Raw genomic sequence first — 13,688 nt, 5'->3', positions numbered from 1 at the left:
TGTTGAGAGTTTGAATAAAATTTTTATATAGTTTTTATTGAATTTAATAAGAAAATAAGTGGTTTTTAATGCAAGAAACTTTTCTGCTTTTCTAAAATTAAATAATTTGAGGTTAGAAAATTAATAATTCATATTCGCCATTGATTACAAGTAAAAGAAACCCTTTGGTTCGAAAATTGAGGGGTCTTTTGAAAAAAACTGGACGTGAAGAGCATTCTTCTCTTTTGCTTGAGGGGTCTCATTTGTTAGAAGAGGCTTTGAAAACAAATTTTTTGCCAACAGAAGTTATTGCAACTCCTGAATGGTGTGATCAGCATGCGGAAATTTTAAAAAAAATAGCTTCAAGAACTTTATTAACCCTCGTAACCAAAAACGTTTTAGAAACATCTTTGTCAACAGTCACACCTGATGGTGTCGCAGCGATATTCCCAATGAAAGGGTTACCAAAATCGGGGAAAGCCCCTAAACATATTTTGGCTTTGGATAGGATTCAAGATCCAGGTAATTTGGGAAATTTATTTCGATCAGCTCTTGCTGGTGAATATGAAGTTATGTGGTTAGCTTCTGGAGCCGATCCACTTAATCAAAAGGTTTTAAGATCCTCCGCTGGCTCAGTTCTTCATATGCCTTTTGAACGGATTGGAGATTTATCTTCTTCAAGTATTGAAATGCTTGTTTCAAAACTCAATATTGCAATTGATGATAATTACCAAGTGGTAGGAACAATTTCACCGAATAAAATTACTGATAAGAAAGTGAAACCTTATTGGGAATTAGACTGGGATCTCCCTACAGTATTGGTTCTTGGTAATGAGGGTTCAGGTGTTCATGCTTCAATTGAAGCATGTTGTACAGACTTTGTTACGTTGCCTCATAGCTCATTAGTTGATTCACTAAATGTGGCATCTGCTGCAGTTCCTCTCTTGTTGGAGCGACAAAGGGTAAAAATGGTTAAAGGTTTCCAAAAAAAATCGTGAGTGAAATTTCTTTTGACTTTGACTTGATTGTTGTCGGAGCTGGATATGGAGGTTTTGATGCGGCTAAACACGCTGCAGAGGCTGGCTTGAAAGTGGCGATTGTCGAATCAAGAGATATGGGTGGGACCTGTGTTAACAGAGGCTGTGTCCCCTCTAAAGCATTACTAGCTGCTAGTGGTAAAGTTCGTGAGCTTGCAGATGTCCCTCATCTTGCTGAATTTGGGATACATTCGGCTCCGGTTAGATTTGAACGTAAAAAAATAGCCGAACATGCAAAAAATTTAGTCGAGACAATTCGAAAAAATCTAACTAAAACATTGGAAAGATCTGGAGTTGAGATACTTAGAGGAGAAGGACGTTTAGAAGGCAATCAAAAGGTCGGTTTAAGAGAAACTAGTGGAGTTGATAGGATTTTTTCTGCTAGAGATATTATCTTAGCTACAGGTTCAGACCCTTTTGTACCGCCTGGAATTGAAATTGATGGACGAACTGTTTTTACAAGTGATGAGGCTATTAATTTAGAATGGTTGCCAAGATGGATTGCAATAATTGGTAGTGGCTATATAGGTTTGGAATTCGCTGATATTTATACAGCTTTAGGTTGTGAGGTGACCATGATTGAAGCTCTTGATAAAGTAATGCCTACTTTTGACCCAGATATCACGAAAATTGCTTCAAGAAACCTAATTGATAAAAGAGATATTGAAACTCGAGCTGGTGTGTTCGCTACTAAAGTTAAGCCAGGTTGTCCCGTCGAGGTCGAGCTTACAGATGCAAAGAGTCGAGAAGTAATTGAGGAGTTGAAAGTTGACGCTGTTCTGGTCGCAACAGGTCGAGTACCGTCGACTAAAAATCTAAATCTACAATCTGTTGGAGTTGAAACAACGAGAGGTTTTATTCCAATTGATGATCAGATGAGAGTATTGGTCAATGAAAAACCGGTTTCTAATCTATGGGCAGTCGGAGATGTTACGGGTAAGTTGATGTTGGCCCATACCGCTGCAGCGCAAGGGAGTATTGCTGTAGAAAATATTTTAGGAAAAGCAATAGAAATTGATTACAGAAGTATTCCTGCAGCGACTTTTACTCACCCTGAGATAAGTTCCGTTGGACTCTCGGAAGAAGAAGCAAAAGATCTAGCGAAAAACGAAGGCTTTGAACTTGGAATTGTTAGAAGTTATTTCAAAGCGAACTCTAAGGCCTTGGCTGAATTAGAAAGTGATGGAATTATGAAGTTGATTTTCAATAAAGATACGGGAGAAGTCCTTGGGGCTCATATTTATGGATTACATGCCGCTGATCTCATACAAGAAGTTTCTAATGCAATTTCTAGAAGACAACGAGTTAATGACTTAGCAAAAGAAGTTCATACTCATCCAACATTAAGCGAAGTTGTAGAGGTTGCTTATAAGCAAGCTTCTTTACAAATAAAGAAGTAGTAAATCAAATTTTATCTTTATAGATCATTAATTATTTAAATTATGGAAATCAGAAGAAGACCTCCTAACCCAAGTATAAAAGTAGCTAATTTAGAGTATGCAATTCCTCACCCAGATTCAAAACCTAAAAATATTTTGGAGGAAATTGTTTGGGAAAAACATCTAGAAGTTGAGATTGCAAGAAAAAAAGTTTCGCTTGAAGATTTAAAGAAAAAGATCAAGGGTTTACCAAAAACAAAAAATTTCATAGATGCATTAAGAAATAGTAATTCGAAACCAGCACTAATCTCAGAAATAAAAAAGGCTAGTCCAAGTAGAGGGATAATTAGAGAAGAATTTGACGCGAAAATGATAGGTAAAATGTATCAAAAGGGAGGTGCTAATTGCATATCGGTCTTAACAGATAAAAAATTTTTTCAAGGTGGTTTTGATGTCTTAGTTGAAGTTAGAAAGGAAGTCATAATACCAATCCTATGTAAGGACTTTATCCTTTACCCCTATCAGCTTTACCAAGCAAGAGCTGCTGGTGCTGATGCTGCACTTTTGATTGCGGCAATTCTGACTGATTCTGATTTAAAGTACTTATCTAAGGTCGCTGAACATTTGGGACTTGCAATATTAGTAGAGGTTCATGACTCAGAAGAACTTGAACGAGTACTAAATATTAATGTATTTAATTTAATAGGTATTAATAATAGAAATTTAAAGAGTTTTAAAACTGATCTTGAGGTTACAAAGAAATTGGCTAAGAATTATGCTAACCAAATCAAGGAAAATTCTATTACTTTGGTAAGCGAGTCAGGTTTATTTAAGCGTGAGGATTTGGATTTAGTGAAGAGTTATGGGGCTGATGCTGTTTTAGTTGGTGAATCTCTTATGTCACAGGAAGATATATTAGGTGGAGTTAAAAAGTTAATTGGTAACTTATAAATTAGGGAAAATATCTTAGCCAATCTCATAAGCCTAGTTAGAGAAGATTTTGTCTACTTTCCCAATGATTAAATCTAATTCAAATAACCCCAATTCTCGACTATCAGTGCTTGACAATGAGTTGTCTCCCCTTAAATCAAATTTATTTTGATAAATCCTATGAATTCTTTTTATTATTAACTTATTTTTTGTTTTTGGATGCGAGGCAACGACGATATCGCCAATCTCTAAGTCAATATTTTTGGGGTTTAACTTTTTATATGTTACTAAATCGCCCTCTTTAAGAGTTCTTTCCATAGAAGTACCGACAACACGTAAATGTTGTCGGTAACCGATTATTAAAGTAAATAAAGTAATTAAGTCTGGCTTGTGGAAAAGACTTTTATCAGCTTGCGGTAACCCAGCTATCACTTCTACCTTTTGATGACCAAAACATCGAGTGAATCTTTTGTACAGCTGCTAATAATTCTTCTGCCTTGGTTTGATCAATATTTACCTTGCATGCACTACAAAGCTTTGCTGCTTTCCAAAAAGTGTCATGAAGATCTGGATATGTAGCTAAGTGCTCAGGCTTGAAGTAATCAGTCCAGAGGATTAGAAGTTCTTTTTTGGCCTTTTGTGATTCTTCTTCTTTAATCGCAACGAAGCGAGAAAAAGTGTTGTTATAAGCTGAAATGGAAGCTTGATCGTTACCAGCTGGAGCTAGAGCAATAAGTTTTTTTGTCATAGACAAAACTGCTTCTGCGGCAACTCTTGCTGAAGCAGGGTCGTATACACCGCAAGGTCCGTCACAGTGAGCGTGAACAGATTTTGCTGGAAGCTTGTTAAAGATTGATGTAAGTGTTTCGCTCAACATCTGAGAATAATTTGTGAACATTTTTTTTTACATTAATGGCGTTTGTCAACAAACGCCATAACTTTATCTAGAGCTTTCTGAATAATTTAAGAAACTCACTTAACACCTAATAATTCCACTTCAAACGTTAAAACTGAATTAGGAGGGATTGGACCTATTCCTCTGCTGCCATACCCCAATTCTGGTGGAATGACTAATTTTCTTTTACCTCCAACTTTCATTCCTGCGACTCCCTCATCCCAACCCTTTATCACCATCCCTGCACCTAACGAAAATTCAAAAGGACCTCTCCCATAACTGCTGTCAAATTCTTTCCCATCATCAAGAGTACCCTTGTAATTTACTGAGACACTTGTTCCTGGGGTAGCTTCTTGACCATCACCTAAAACTAATTCAGTAATTTTTAGCCCACTTGAAGTTACTTGAGATGTTCCTATCTCAGCTCCTCCGAGAGGAGCGTTGCTTGCACTGGTTTTATCTGAAGCCATAGTAAAAAGTGATGGATTTGGGTCTTCTGGGTCTAATTCAAATGGATTAGTTACAGACTCGCTGGTTTTTGTGGATTGCCTTACATCCGCTTGTATTGGTTGGTCAATTTGTAAGGCATCCGATGGGCTCGGTGAGATGATTTGGCTAATCACTGCAATTATCAAGCAGCTAAGGCAAACAGAAAAGCTAATGAAGATTTCTCTCAAAACAATATTATGTACTTGGAAATATTCTTGCAGATTAATACCCAAATTACATCTATTTAAAAGATAACTAACCAGAGAGTATGAATTAGGTCGGAGTATATTTTACTAAATTGGATTTATGAATAATATCTATTCTCTTTTTATTAAAGCACTCGCTGGTGGGGCTCTAGCAGGAATCTCCCTAAGTGAAGGCAATTATATTTTCATGCTTTTGGGAATATCTTTACTTTGGCCTGCTAGTAAAAATCCATGGGGAGGCTTTTGTTGGGGGGCGATGGCTATTTTATTGAGTCATAAGTGGTTGCTATCTTTGCATCCAATTAGTTGGGTAGGGATAAGCTCAAATTTAAGTTTACCAATAACCATTTTTATATGGCTTTTTTGTGGAGCCTTTGGAGGGGGGCTGGTTTTTATTTGGTCAGCTTTGAGAGGCTTTTTGGCTCCTGGAAGACTTCAGTTTTCTAAATTAGAAAATAAGTTTATTTATGCTGTCTTATTGTCAACAATATGGGGGCTTTCTGAAGAACTACTTTCTAGAGGCCCTTTGTTTTGGATTGGCGTGGGGCCAAGTTTATTACCACAAGATAGATATTTGGCTGGATTAGCAAGATGGATAGGTGCTGGAGGCTTGGCCTCTATCCATCTTTTAGCTGGATGGTGGATTTGGCAACTTTCAATTGCATTTCAAGCTAGAAAAAAACTCAAAAAATTGATTATTATTGGCCTTTCTTATTTTTCGTTAGCTCATTTAATTGGATTTATCTTGTTGGTGGATTCTCCAACTGATTCGGCTGAAAAGGTTGCCTTGTGGCAAACAAATATTCCAATAAGACAAAAATTTAGTCATGAAGAAATAAATGCTTTGCCCTCAAAAGTAAATAGAGCATTAACTGATGCAATTGAAATGAATGCATCTTTTTTAATTGCTCCAGAGGGAACTTTGCCTCTTGATAGATCAAAGATCCGAGATTTTCCTGTTAAATTCTTCTCTGGAGGATTTAGAAAAATAAATGGTTCTCTACGAAGCTCACTATTGGTTTTTAAGCCAGGTGAAGAATCTTTTTCGAATGTATTGGACAAGTCTAGATTAGTCCCGCTGGGCGAATGGATTCCTGCATTGCCTGACTTTTTGAAAAATGGCCTCTCTGCAGTAGGTGGAATTGAAAGTGGGAATTCATCAAGATTTCTTGATTGGGAGGGTCCCTCTTTCGCAGGTGCTATTTGTTATGAGTTGAGTAATGGGAAAGCTATAGCTAAAGCAGTAAATCAAGGGGCTAAATGGATTTTAGTGATTGCAAATTTAGATCCCTACCCTATTTCTTTGCAGAGACAATTTTTATCTATTGCTCAATTAAGAAGCATTGAAACATCAAAAAATTTAATATCTGTCTCTAATACCGGACCAACATCTTTGATTAAAAGTAATGGAAGAATTGATATCCTTCTCAAGCCAAATAAAGAACTTGTTCAACTAGTTGATCTGGAATTAAATGGAAAGAAAACACTGTATACATTGATTTCTGATTTGCCCATGATTGCAGTCATTCTGATAAGTTTAATAGGTGTTTTTAGGTTACGTAAGTATGTTTGATATTAATAATCTTTGGAAATAAGTCCCCCTCCTAATACATAATCACCTTTGTAAAATACTGCTGCTTGTCCAGGAGTAATTGAAAATTGATCTTCTTCAAACTGAATATTACATTTATAACAATAATCTTCTTTTGTATGATCAATAATTGGGATTAACTTTGCTTTAACTGCCTTACTCCTATATCTGATTTGGACCTCAACTTCTATTGGCTTTTGAGGCGATTCAATTGATACCCAATTTATATCTTTCACAATACATTCTGATTCACCAGAATCTTCTTTTGGGGCAACAATTACTCTATTTAAAGAGGCATCAATTTCAACAACATGTAAAGGCACTTTCCAAGCAATACCTAATCCCTTACGTTGTCCTATCGTGAAATGTTGAATTCCATTATGTGAACCTATTACTTTCCCGTTTTTAAGGACAATCTCTCCTTCCTTTTTTGGGAGATACTTGTCAATAAAAGCATTCATTGATCCGTAATGTTCAGCTAGGCATAGGTCTTGACTTTCTGGTTTTTCGGCAGTTTTTAATGAATGCTTAAAAGCTTCGATTCGCGTTATCTCTTTGGTTAATTCTCCAAGAGGAAAAATTGTTTTTCCTAGGATTTCTTGTGGGAGATCGTATAAAAAATAGCTTTGATCTTTGTTTAGATCTTTACCTCTTAAAAGCTTATGCCTTTTAATTCCATCACTTGGGAGATCATTTTCGTCGAAAGATTCATTTGAATATCTAATCCTTGCATAATGTCCTGTGGCGATCTTTTCGACATTTTTATTTTCTTTAACCCATTTCAGCATTTCTGAGAATTTGACTGATTTATTGCAGCGAGAGCAGGGTAAAGGAGTAATTCCTTCTTCATATCCTTTTACGACATTATTGATTATTTCTTTTTCGAAAATTTCTTTTGAATCGACTATGTGATGCTTAATTCCAAGTTGTTCGCATATGCCTGCTGCATCAATTAATCCATCTGAGCAACAAGACCCTTTCCCTTTCATTAGCCACAAAGTTAAACCCACAACATCCCAACCAGCTTTACAGAGGAGAGCAGCCGTTAGGGAGCTATCAACGCCTCCAGAAAGCCCAACTACAACCGAATGATTCCCAGAAAATGCTTGCAGTCTTTTTAATGTTTTCGCGACTGTTTCTTCTGAAGTCAAATGATTTAAAATTTTTTTTGTTTCTCTTGTTTCCACATTCATGGGCATTGATAGTAGCTTCTATTCATAGTGGTTTGGTTGTTTTTGATTTTGAATTGGCCTCAATCTGATTCGGGACATGTGATGGTTACTTCAGAGCAGATGCAAGCCATAGAAAAAGAAATGTTTTCTATGGGTATGCCTGTTGAAGCTCTGATGGAAAAAGTAGGGATTGGTATCTCTTCATGGATATTAGACAGACAAGGATTGATTGAAAATGGTGCAATCGTTTTAGTAGGGCCAGGGCACAATGGAGGCGATGGACTTGTTGTAGCAAGAGAACTTTATATAGCAGGCGTTGATATCTCTATTTGGTGTCCATTCCCATTGAAAAAAGAATTAACACAAAAACATTTCGACTATGCACTTCGAATAGGTATTAAAAACTTGGATCATAAACCTGATTCGAATTCTGATTCATTATGGATTGAGGCATTATTTGGATTAGGTCAATCAAGAATTATTTCTGATGAAATAGTTCACTTGTTGAATAGGAAGAAGAAATCTAGTCCTGATAAACTTATTAGTATTGATGTTCCCGCTGGACTAGACTCAGATAATGGGAATACATTATCAAATACATCATTTAAAGCTTCTTCTACACTATCTTTAGGTCTCTTTAAGACTGGGTTAATTCAAGATTCAGCTATTGATTTTGTCGGCGATTTAGAGAGAGTAGATATCGGGATCCCAGATAAGATTTTGGCTGATCTTCCTGAAAAACAGCCTTTGAGGATTTCTTTCCCCGATTTATCTACTTTCGTTTGGCCTAAGCAAAGTAAAAGTAAAAGTAAATATCAGAGAGGAAGAGTTCTGGTGATTGCAGGAAGTGAGAAATACAGAGGAGCAGCATCCCTCGCTTTGAGTGGGGCTTTAGCAAGTGGAACAGGTAGTGTGAGCGCTTTTTTGCCTAATTCAGTTTCATCTGCCCTTTGGAGTGCTCATCCTGAAGTCTTATTGCTTGGAGTTCTTAATGCTTTTCAGGACGGTTCTTCAGATTTTTCCAAAGTTTTAAATGAAGTTGACTTGAATAGGTTTGACTCGATTTTACTTGGACCTGGATTAGGTATTGCAGAAGAAAAAGATTGTTTTGGCTCTGACCTGCAGGATTTCAAAGGCCTACTTGTACTTGATGCTGATGCAATAAATAGGCTGTCGATAACTTCGAAAGGTTGGGAATGGCTTAATGATAGGCAAGGACCTACCTGGCTTACACCACATCTGGAAGAATTTAAAAGGCTATTTCCTTTAATTGATTGCTCGAATCCATTGAAGGCTGGAATTGAAGCTGCAAAAATTTGCAGTTCTTCTGTCTTATTGAAATCAGCTCATAGTGTTATTTCTGATCCAGAAGGGAAAACCTGGCAAATAGGACAAGTGAATTCAAGTGTTGCAAGAACTGGCCTTGGCGATGTTTTGGCTGGGTTTGTTTCAGGGATGGGTGCTTCTGGGCTCGCAAGTGGAAAAAAATTGGATACAAGTTTGCTAGCTGCATCAGCTTTGATGCATGCATATGCAGGGGCTTTTTGTGTAAAAGGGAGCACGGCAAGCACCATTTGCACTTTTCTTGGCGAATTAATAAAAAAGGAAAGCACTTGAAATGTTTTGAAACAACCATTTACAGGGCATTAAATGGTGGATTTGGTGGCATTTGTTAACTAATCGTCAACAGAATCTGAAGCCTTCATGAAAGCCAGGCATCTTTTACCATTTCTGTAGGAAAGTCTTATCACTTTGAAAAACGGGTCTAGAAACAATGGTTTCATCTGCACCCAAGCCTGCTGAATCCCAAAAACGACGCAGCAGTGATCCAATTAGTTGGTACCTTTCTTCTATTGGAAGAGTTCCTCTCTTAACGCCAGCCGAAGAAATTGAACTTGGTAATCAGGTTCAAACAATGATGAGCCTTACCGAGGATGGTCAGATTAAGGAGGAGAGCAAAGAATTTAATTCACATCAAAGAAGACTTATTCGAATTGGAAGGAGGGCAAAGGAAAGAATGATGAAAGCCAATCTTCGGCTTGTAGTAAGCGTTGCAAAGAAATATCAAGGAAAGGGTCTTGAACTATTAGATTTAGTCCAAGAAGGTTCTCTTGGATTAGAAAGAGCAGTAGAAAAATTTGATCCAACTCGTGGTTATAAGTTTTCTACTTATGCTTTTTGGTGGATAAGGCAAAGCATGACAAGAGCGATTGCTTGTCAGTCAAGAACAATTCGATTACCTGTTCATTTAAGCGAGAGATTAGCGACCATTAGAAAAGTCAGCTTAGACTTGGCTCATAAGCTCGGAGCAATGCCTAGTCGTATTGAAATAGCTGAGGCGATGGAAATTGAGTTAGAAGAACTTGATTCGATATTGAGACAAGCTCTTACTACTAGCAGTCTTGATGCACCCGTTAATGGTGATGAAGGTCGTAGTTTTTTAGGTGATCTAATAGCTGATGGCTCTGGAGAAGAACCGCTAGATAAAGTTGAACAAAAAATTCATCAAGAGCAACTTGGAAGATGGCTAAGTCATCTAAGCGAACAAGAACAGCATGTTATTAGGCTTAGATTTGGATTAGAGGGTAATGAAAGACATACTCTTGCAGAAATAGGAAGATTGTTACAGGTTTCTCGTGAGAGGGTTAGGCAAGTTGAGTTAAAAGCTTTAAGAAAATTGAGAAATCTTACTAGAAAGCTTCCAAGTGGAATTTGAATTTTATCTACTTTAGTTTTAGTTCTCTGCCCAGATATATTTTGTTAACTCACTTGGATCAGGTTCTGGAGCGTTTAGAGCAAATTCAACAGCATCATTAACTTCCAGATCAATTTCTTTCTCAATATTATTTAACTCTTCATCAGAGAAGAATCCAGAACTAGTTAAATCATTTTTTAGCTTTTTAATTGGATCTCTTTTTGCCCAGAATTCCTTCTCTTTCTCAGACCTAAGTTCGTCTGGATCAGCTAGTGAATGGCCTCTAAATCTATAAGTAAGGCACTCTATTAAAGTAGGCCCTTCCCCAGCTCTTGCACGCTCTATAGCTCTTTGAGCAGCCCCTCTTACAGCCAGCACATCCATACCATCAACCTCTTCTCCTGACATTCCAAATGCAGCAGCTTTTCTCCATATCTCTGTTTCGCTAGTTGCTCTGTCATGGGCCATTCCAATTGCCCATTTATTATTTTCGACTACAAATATGATCGGCAATTTCCATAATTGGGCCATGTTTAAACATTCGTAAAACTGACCAATATTGCATGTCCCATCCCCGAAAAAAGCTGCAGTTACAGAATCACTATTTTCTTTGAGAGCTTCCCTTCTGTATTTGCTGGCGAAAGCAGCTCCAAGAGCGACTGGAATACCTTCGCCAATAAATGCATAACCCCCAAGAAGATGATGTTCTTTTGAAAATAGGTGCATAGAACCCCCTCTCCCCTTGCTGCAGCCTGTCTCCTTGCCAAATAGCTCGCTCATCACCTCTTTTGCAGGAACTCCAGCACTCAAAGCATGAACATGATCTCTGTATGTGCTGCAAAACCAGTCGTGTTTGCGTTTCATTGCACCAATAACACCTGTGCTTATTGCTTCCTGCCCGTTGTAAAGATGAACAAACCCAAACATCTTTCCTCTGTAATACATTTCTGCACATTTATCTTCAAATCGTCTTCCCAAAGTCATATCTTTGAAAAGATTTAAACCAATTTCTTTGTTGATTTCAGCGGGTTTGGTGTTAGCTAAATGGCTTAGCCTATCGGCGTGTTCCCTGTGCTGAATAGGGTCTTGGCTGCTTTTGTCCTTGTTGTGAGACATGACTTTGTGCATATTCACGTATCAATCCTTTTTAGACTTTAAGCGTCAATGGATGCAAAATGGATAAAACCCCTTACGATGCCTAGAGCTTTTTCCCTAATTACCAAGTAGCGATTGGAATTACCTATTGATCATTTTCGCTTATTGGGGGTTAGCCCTTCTGCAAATGCTGAAGAGGTCCTAAGGGCTTTTCAGCTAAGGCTAGATCGGCCTCCCAAGCAAGGCTTTACTTATGAAGTTTTAGCTCAAAGAGCTGAGCTTCTAAGACTTTCTGCCGATCTTTTATCCAATCCTACAGAACGACAATCTTACGAACTTGCTCTTATTGAGGGTTCTTCAGGACTTGAATTGTCTTCAAATCGTGAAGTAGCAGGTTTGCTTCTTTTGTGGGAATCAAATTCTTCTTTGCAAGCTTTTAAGCTTTCAAAAAAAGCACTGCAGCCGCCACAAGCCCCTGCCTTGGGTAGTGGAAGAGAGTCTGACTTGACATTAATAGCAGCTTTGTCTTGTAGAGACGCTTCTATTAATGAGCAGGCATGCAGAAGATACGCTTCAGGCGCTGACTTGCTCCAAGAAGGGATTCAGTTGCTTCAAAGGATGGGGAAGCTTGTTGAGGAAAGAAAAACCCTTGAGTCTGATCTAGAGACTTTGCTTCCATACAGAATTCTTGATTTGTTAAGTAGAGAGAGCCAAGGTGAAAGATCTCATCAGGAAGGTCTGATGTTGTTGGAAGAATTTGTTAGCAAAAGGGGCGGACTTGAAGGGAAAAGAAATTCAGAAAAAATAGCAGGATTAAATCAAAATGATTTTGAGCTATTTTTCCTCCAAATCAGAAGATTTTTAACAGCAAAAGAGCAGTCAAAACTTTACTTGAATTGGTACCGAAGGGGGTCCGAAGATGCTGGCTTTCTTGCTGCTTTTGCCTTAATTGCTTCCGGCTTTTCTTATCGAAAACCTGAACTTTTGCAAGAGGCACGTAAATACCTTCGAAATATAAACATTAATGGTTTTGACGCCATGCCATTAATTGGATGTCTTGATCTTTTATTAGGTGATGTAAAGCAAGCAGAGTCTCGTTTTAGAAGTAGTTCAGATGTGAAATTAAAAGATTGGCTAGATAATTATCCAGGTGAAACCTTGGCTGCACTTTGTGACTATTGCAGAAATTGGTTAAACAAAGACGTGTTGGTAGGTTTTAGTGATATTCAAATACAATCAGTAAATCTCGATGATTGGTTCTCTAATCAAGAAGTACAGCTATATGTAGAACAGTTAGAAACAAAAGGTGCATTAGCAATAGCAAAAGCAGGGTTTTCTTTTCTCTCTTCTTTGACCCCTGAACAAGAAATTGAGAATAAGTCATCATTAAACTTGGGTGAAGAAGAAGCTGATTTGCCAATGCCAGGTGGGTCTTTTGATGATGTTTTAAAAGAAAAGTCTTTTAAGTCACGATTGCAAAGCAAAGAAGCTTTCTTTGGAACCGATATATTTAAAAATATATTTTCAAAATATTATTCAACTGTTGAATTTATCAAAAAATCAGATTTCAAATCCTTCTTAATAAAACGACCAATTTATACAAGTGCTTTTACATTTATTGGTCTATTTATTATAGGAACAAGCTTTGGGATACTTACGCAGAGAAAACAATCAGGAACTATTGATTTTAAAGATATTTCGACCATTGAAGTTGCCAAACCGGGAGATGTTAAAAATATAGATAGTGGATCAAATAAAAAAGTTAATGATAAAGAAAACCTTTATATAAGCAAATCAATTCCCCTTACCTCTCCCTCGCCTACAGATCAAGAAATTAAATTTCTTATTGAATCATGGTTAAAGGGAAAAGCAGATATTTTGAGTGGTTTAGAAAGTCAAATTCTTTCTTCTGTTGCATCTGCAAATCTATATGATATAGAAATACAAAGAAGGAATAAATATAAAACTTTAGGCCAAAAAATTATTATTGATGCAAAAATAACGTCAATTGATATTGTTAAAAAAACAAATAAAAGAATAGAAGCAAATGTTGAAATGAAATATGAAGATAAAAAGATTAATTCTTCTGGTGATATTATTGAGTCAAGTGTTTATCCTTCTTTAAAAGTAAAGTATATAATAGGTAAGAATAAAAATAACTGGCAATTAGTTGATTATATTAGTGGTAATTAAAAAATAACTCTTAAAAATTAATTCTGA

At 37.0% G+C, this 13,688-nt stretch carries 12 protein-coding genes; 7 read left to right on the top strand and 5 right to left on the bottom strand.

Annotation, left to right across the window (positions count from 1 at the left end):
• Nucleotides 1-140: 140 nt before the first annotated feature.
• From AC6EI0_RS05340 to trpC, 3 genes are read left to right on the top strand one after another with little or no spacing between them, the layout of a single operon-like run.
• A complete protein-coding gene (locus AC6EI0_RS05340) occupies nt 141-977 on the top strand; it encodes a TrmH family RNA methyltransferase (protein ID WP_498523397.1) in 837 nt (278 codons plus the stop codon).
• Nucleotides 974-2,416 carry a dihydrolipoyl dehydrogenase gene (gene lpdA, locus AC6EI0_RS05335; RefSeq protein ID WP_498523396.1) on the top strand — a complete coding sequence of 481 codons (1,443 nt, stop codon included), beginning with the start codon at nt 974-976 and terminating at the stop codon, nt 2,414-2,416. The genes AC6EI0_RS05340 and lpdA overlap by 4 nt, the downstream gene beginning before the upstream one ends.
• Nucleotides 2,417-2,458: 42 nt before the next feature.
• A complete protein-coding gene (gene trpC, locus AC6EI0_RS05330) occupies nt 2,459-3,346 on the top strand; it encodes an indole-3-glycerol phosphate synthase TrpC (RefSeq protein WP_498523395.1) in 888 nt (295 codons plus the stop codon).
• A 33-nt stretch (nt 3,347-3,379) separates the two neighbouring features.
• Here trpC and sodX read toward each other — a convergent pair whose 3' ends face one another.
• The 3 genes from sodX to AC6EI0_RS05315 all read right to left on the bottom strand — a co-directional run bounded on the left by sodX (nt 3,380) and on the right by AC6EI0_RS05315 (nt 4,897).
• Nucleotides 3,380-3,757 carry a nickel-type superoxide dismutase maturation protease gene (gene sodX, locus AC6EI0_RS05325; protein ID WP_498523394.1) on the bottom strand — a complete coding sequence of 126 codons (378 nt, stop codon included), beginning with the start codon at nt 3,755-3,757 and terminating at the stop codon, nt 3,380-3,382.
• Complete coding sequence (sodN, locus tag AC6EI0_RS05320; protein ID WP_369793859.1) at nt 3,732-4,223, bottom strand: superoxide dismutase, Ni; 492 nt, start codon at nt 4,221-4,223, stop codon at nt 3,732-3,734. The genes sodX and sodN overlap by 26 nt, the downstream gene beginning before the upstream one ends.
• A gap of 74 nt (nt 4,224-4,297) precedes the next feature.
• Complete coding sequence (locus AC6EI0_RS05315; protein ID WP_498523392.1) at nt 4,298-4,897, bottom strand: FKBP-type peptidyl-prolyl cis-trans isomerase; 600 nt, start codon at nt 4,895-4,897, stop codon at nt 4,298-4,300.
• Nucleotides 4,898-5,015: 118 nt separating this feature from the next.
• Between AC6EI0_RS05315 and AC6EI0_RS05310 the strand changes: the two genes are divergently transcribed.
• The gene (locus AC6EI0_RS05310) at nt 5,016-6,488 is read left to right on the top strand and encodes an apolipoprotein N-acyltransferase (RefSeq protein WP_498523391.1); all 1,473 of its coding nucleotides are present in this window, start codon (nt 5,016-5,018) and stop codon (nt 6,486-6,488) included.
• Nucleotides 6,489-6,490: 2 nt separating this feature from the next.
• Here AC6EI0_RS05310 and mnmA read toward each other — a convergent pair whose 3' ends face one another.
• Nucleotides 6,491-7,705, bottom strand: a complete 1,215-nt coding sequence (gene mnmA / locus AC6EI0_RS05305; protein ID WP_498523389.1) for a tRNA 2-thiouridine(34) synthase MnmA — start codon at nt 7,703-7,705, stop codon at nt 6,491-6,493.
• A gap of 42 nt (nt 7,706-7,747) precedes the next feature.
• Here mnmA and AC6EI0_RS05300 point away from each other — a divergent pair, with 42 nt between their 5' ends.
• Entirely contained in the window at nt 7,748-9,295 is a 1,548-nt protein-coding gene (locus tag AC6EI0_RS05300) for an NAD(P)H-hydrate dehydratase (RefSeq protein ID WP_498523388.1), read from the top strand.
• Nucleotides 9,296-9,452: 157 nt separating this feature from the next.
• Nucleotides 9,453-10,394, top strand: coding sequence for an RpoD/SigA family RNA polymerase sigma factor (locus tag AC6EI0_RS05295; protein ID WP_498463344.1), 942 nt, complete (start codon nt 9,453-9,455; stop codon nt 10,392-10,394).
• 18 nt (nt 10,395-10,412) lie between these two features.
• Here the strand turns inward: AC6EI0_RS05295 and pdhA are convergent, their stop codons facing one another.
• Nucleotides 10,413-11,489: a pyruvate dehydrogenase (acetyl-transferring) E1 component subunit alpha gene (gene pdhA, locus AC6EI0_RS05290; RefSeq protein WP_498523387.1), complete on the bottom strand. Its 1,077-nt coding sequence runs from the start codon at nt 11,487-11,489 to the stop codon at nt 10,413-10,415.
• A 114-nt stretch (nt 11,490-11,603) separates the two neighbouring features.
• Between pdhA and AC6EI0_RS05285 the strand changes: the two genes are divergently transcribed.
• A complete protein-coding gene (locus AC6EI0_RS05285) occupies nt 11,604-13,661 on the top strand; it encodes an IMS domain-containing protein (protein WP_498523386.1) in 2,058 nt (685 codons plus the stop codon).
• Nucleotides 13,662-13,688 lie beyond the last annotated feature (27 nt).

It is taken from the genome of Prochlorococcus sp. G5PB11, from assembly GCF_059772425.1.
The sequence above is the reverse complement of the archived record's forward strand: the minus strand, read 5'-3'. Positions and strand labels throughout refer to the sequence as shown.

What these genes read in the sequence shown, in the direction of transcription:
- trpC (WP_498523395.1), top strand. Translation starts at nt 2,459, where the DNA reads ATGGAAATCAGAAGAAGACCTCCTAACCCAAGTATAAAAGTAGCTAAT.
- sodN (WP_369793859.1), bottom strand. Translation starts at nt 4,223, where the DNA reads ATGTTCACAAATTATTCTCAGATGTTGAGCGAAACACTTACATCAATC.
- AC6EI0_RS05310 (WP_498523391.1), top strand. Translation starts at nt 5,016, where the DNA reads ATGAATAATATCTATTCTCTTTTTATTAAAGCACTCGCTGGTGGGGCT.
- mnmA (WP_498523389.1), bottom strand. Translation starts at nt 7,705, where the DNA reads ATGCCCATGAATGTGGAAACAAGAGAAACAAAAAAAATTTTAAATCAT.
- AC6EI0_RS05295 (WP_498463344.1), top strand. Translation starts at nt 9,453, where the DNA reads ATGGTTTCATCTGCACCCAAGCCTGCTGAATCCCAAAAACGACGCAGC.
- pdhA (WP_498523387.1), bottom strand. Translation starts at nt 11,489, where the DNA reads ATGTCTCACAACAAGGACAAAAGCAGCCAAGACCCTATTCAGCACAGG.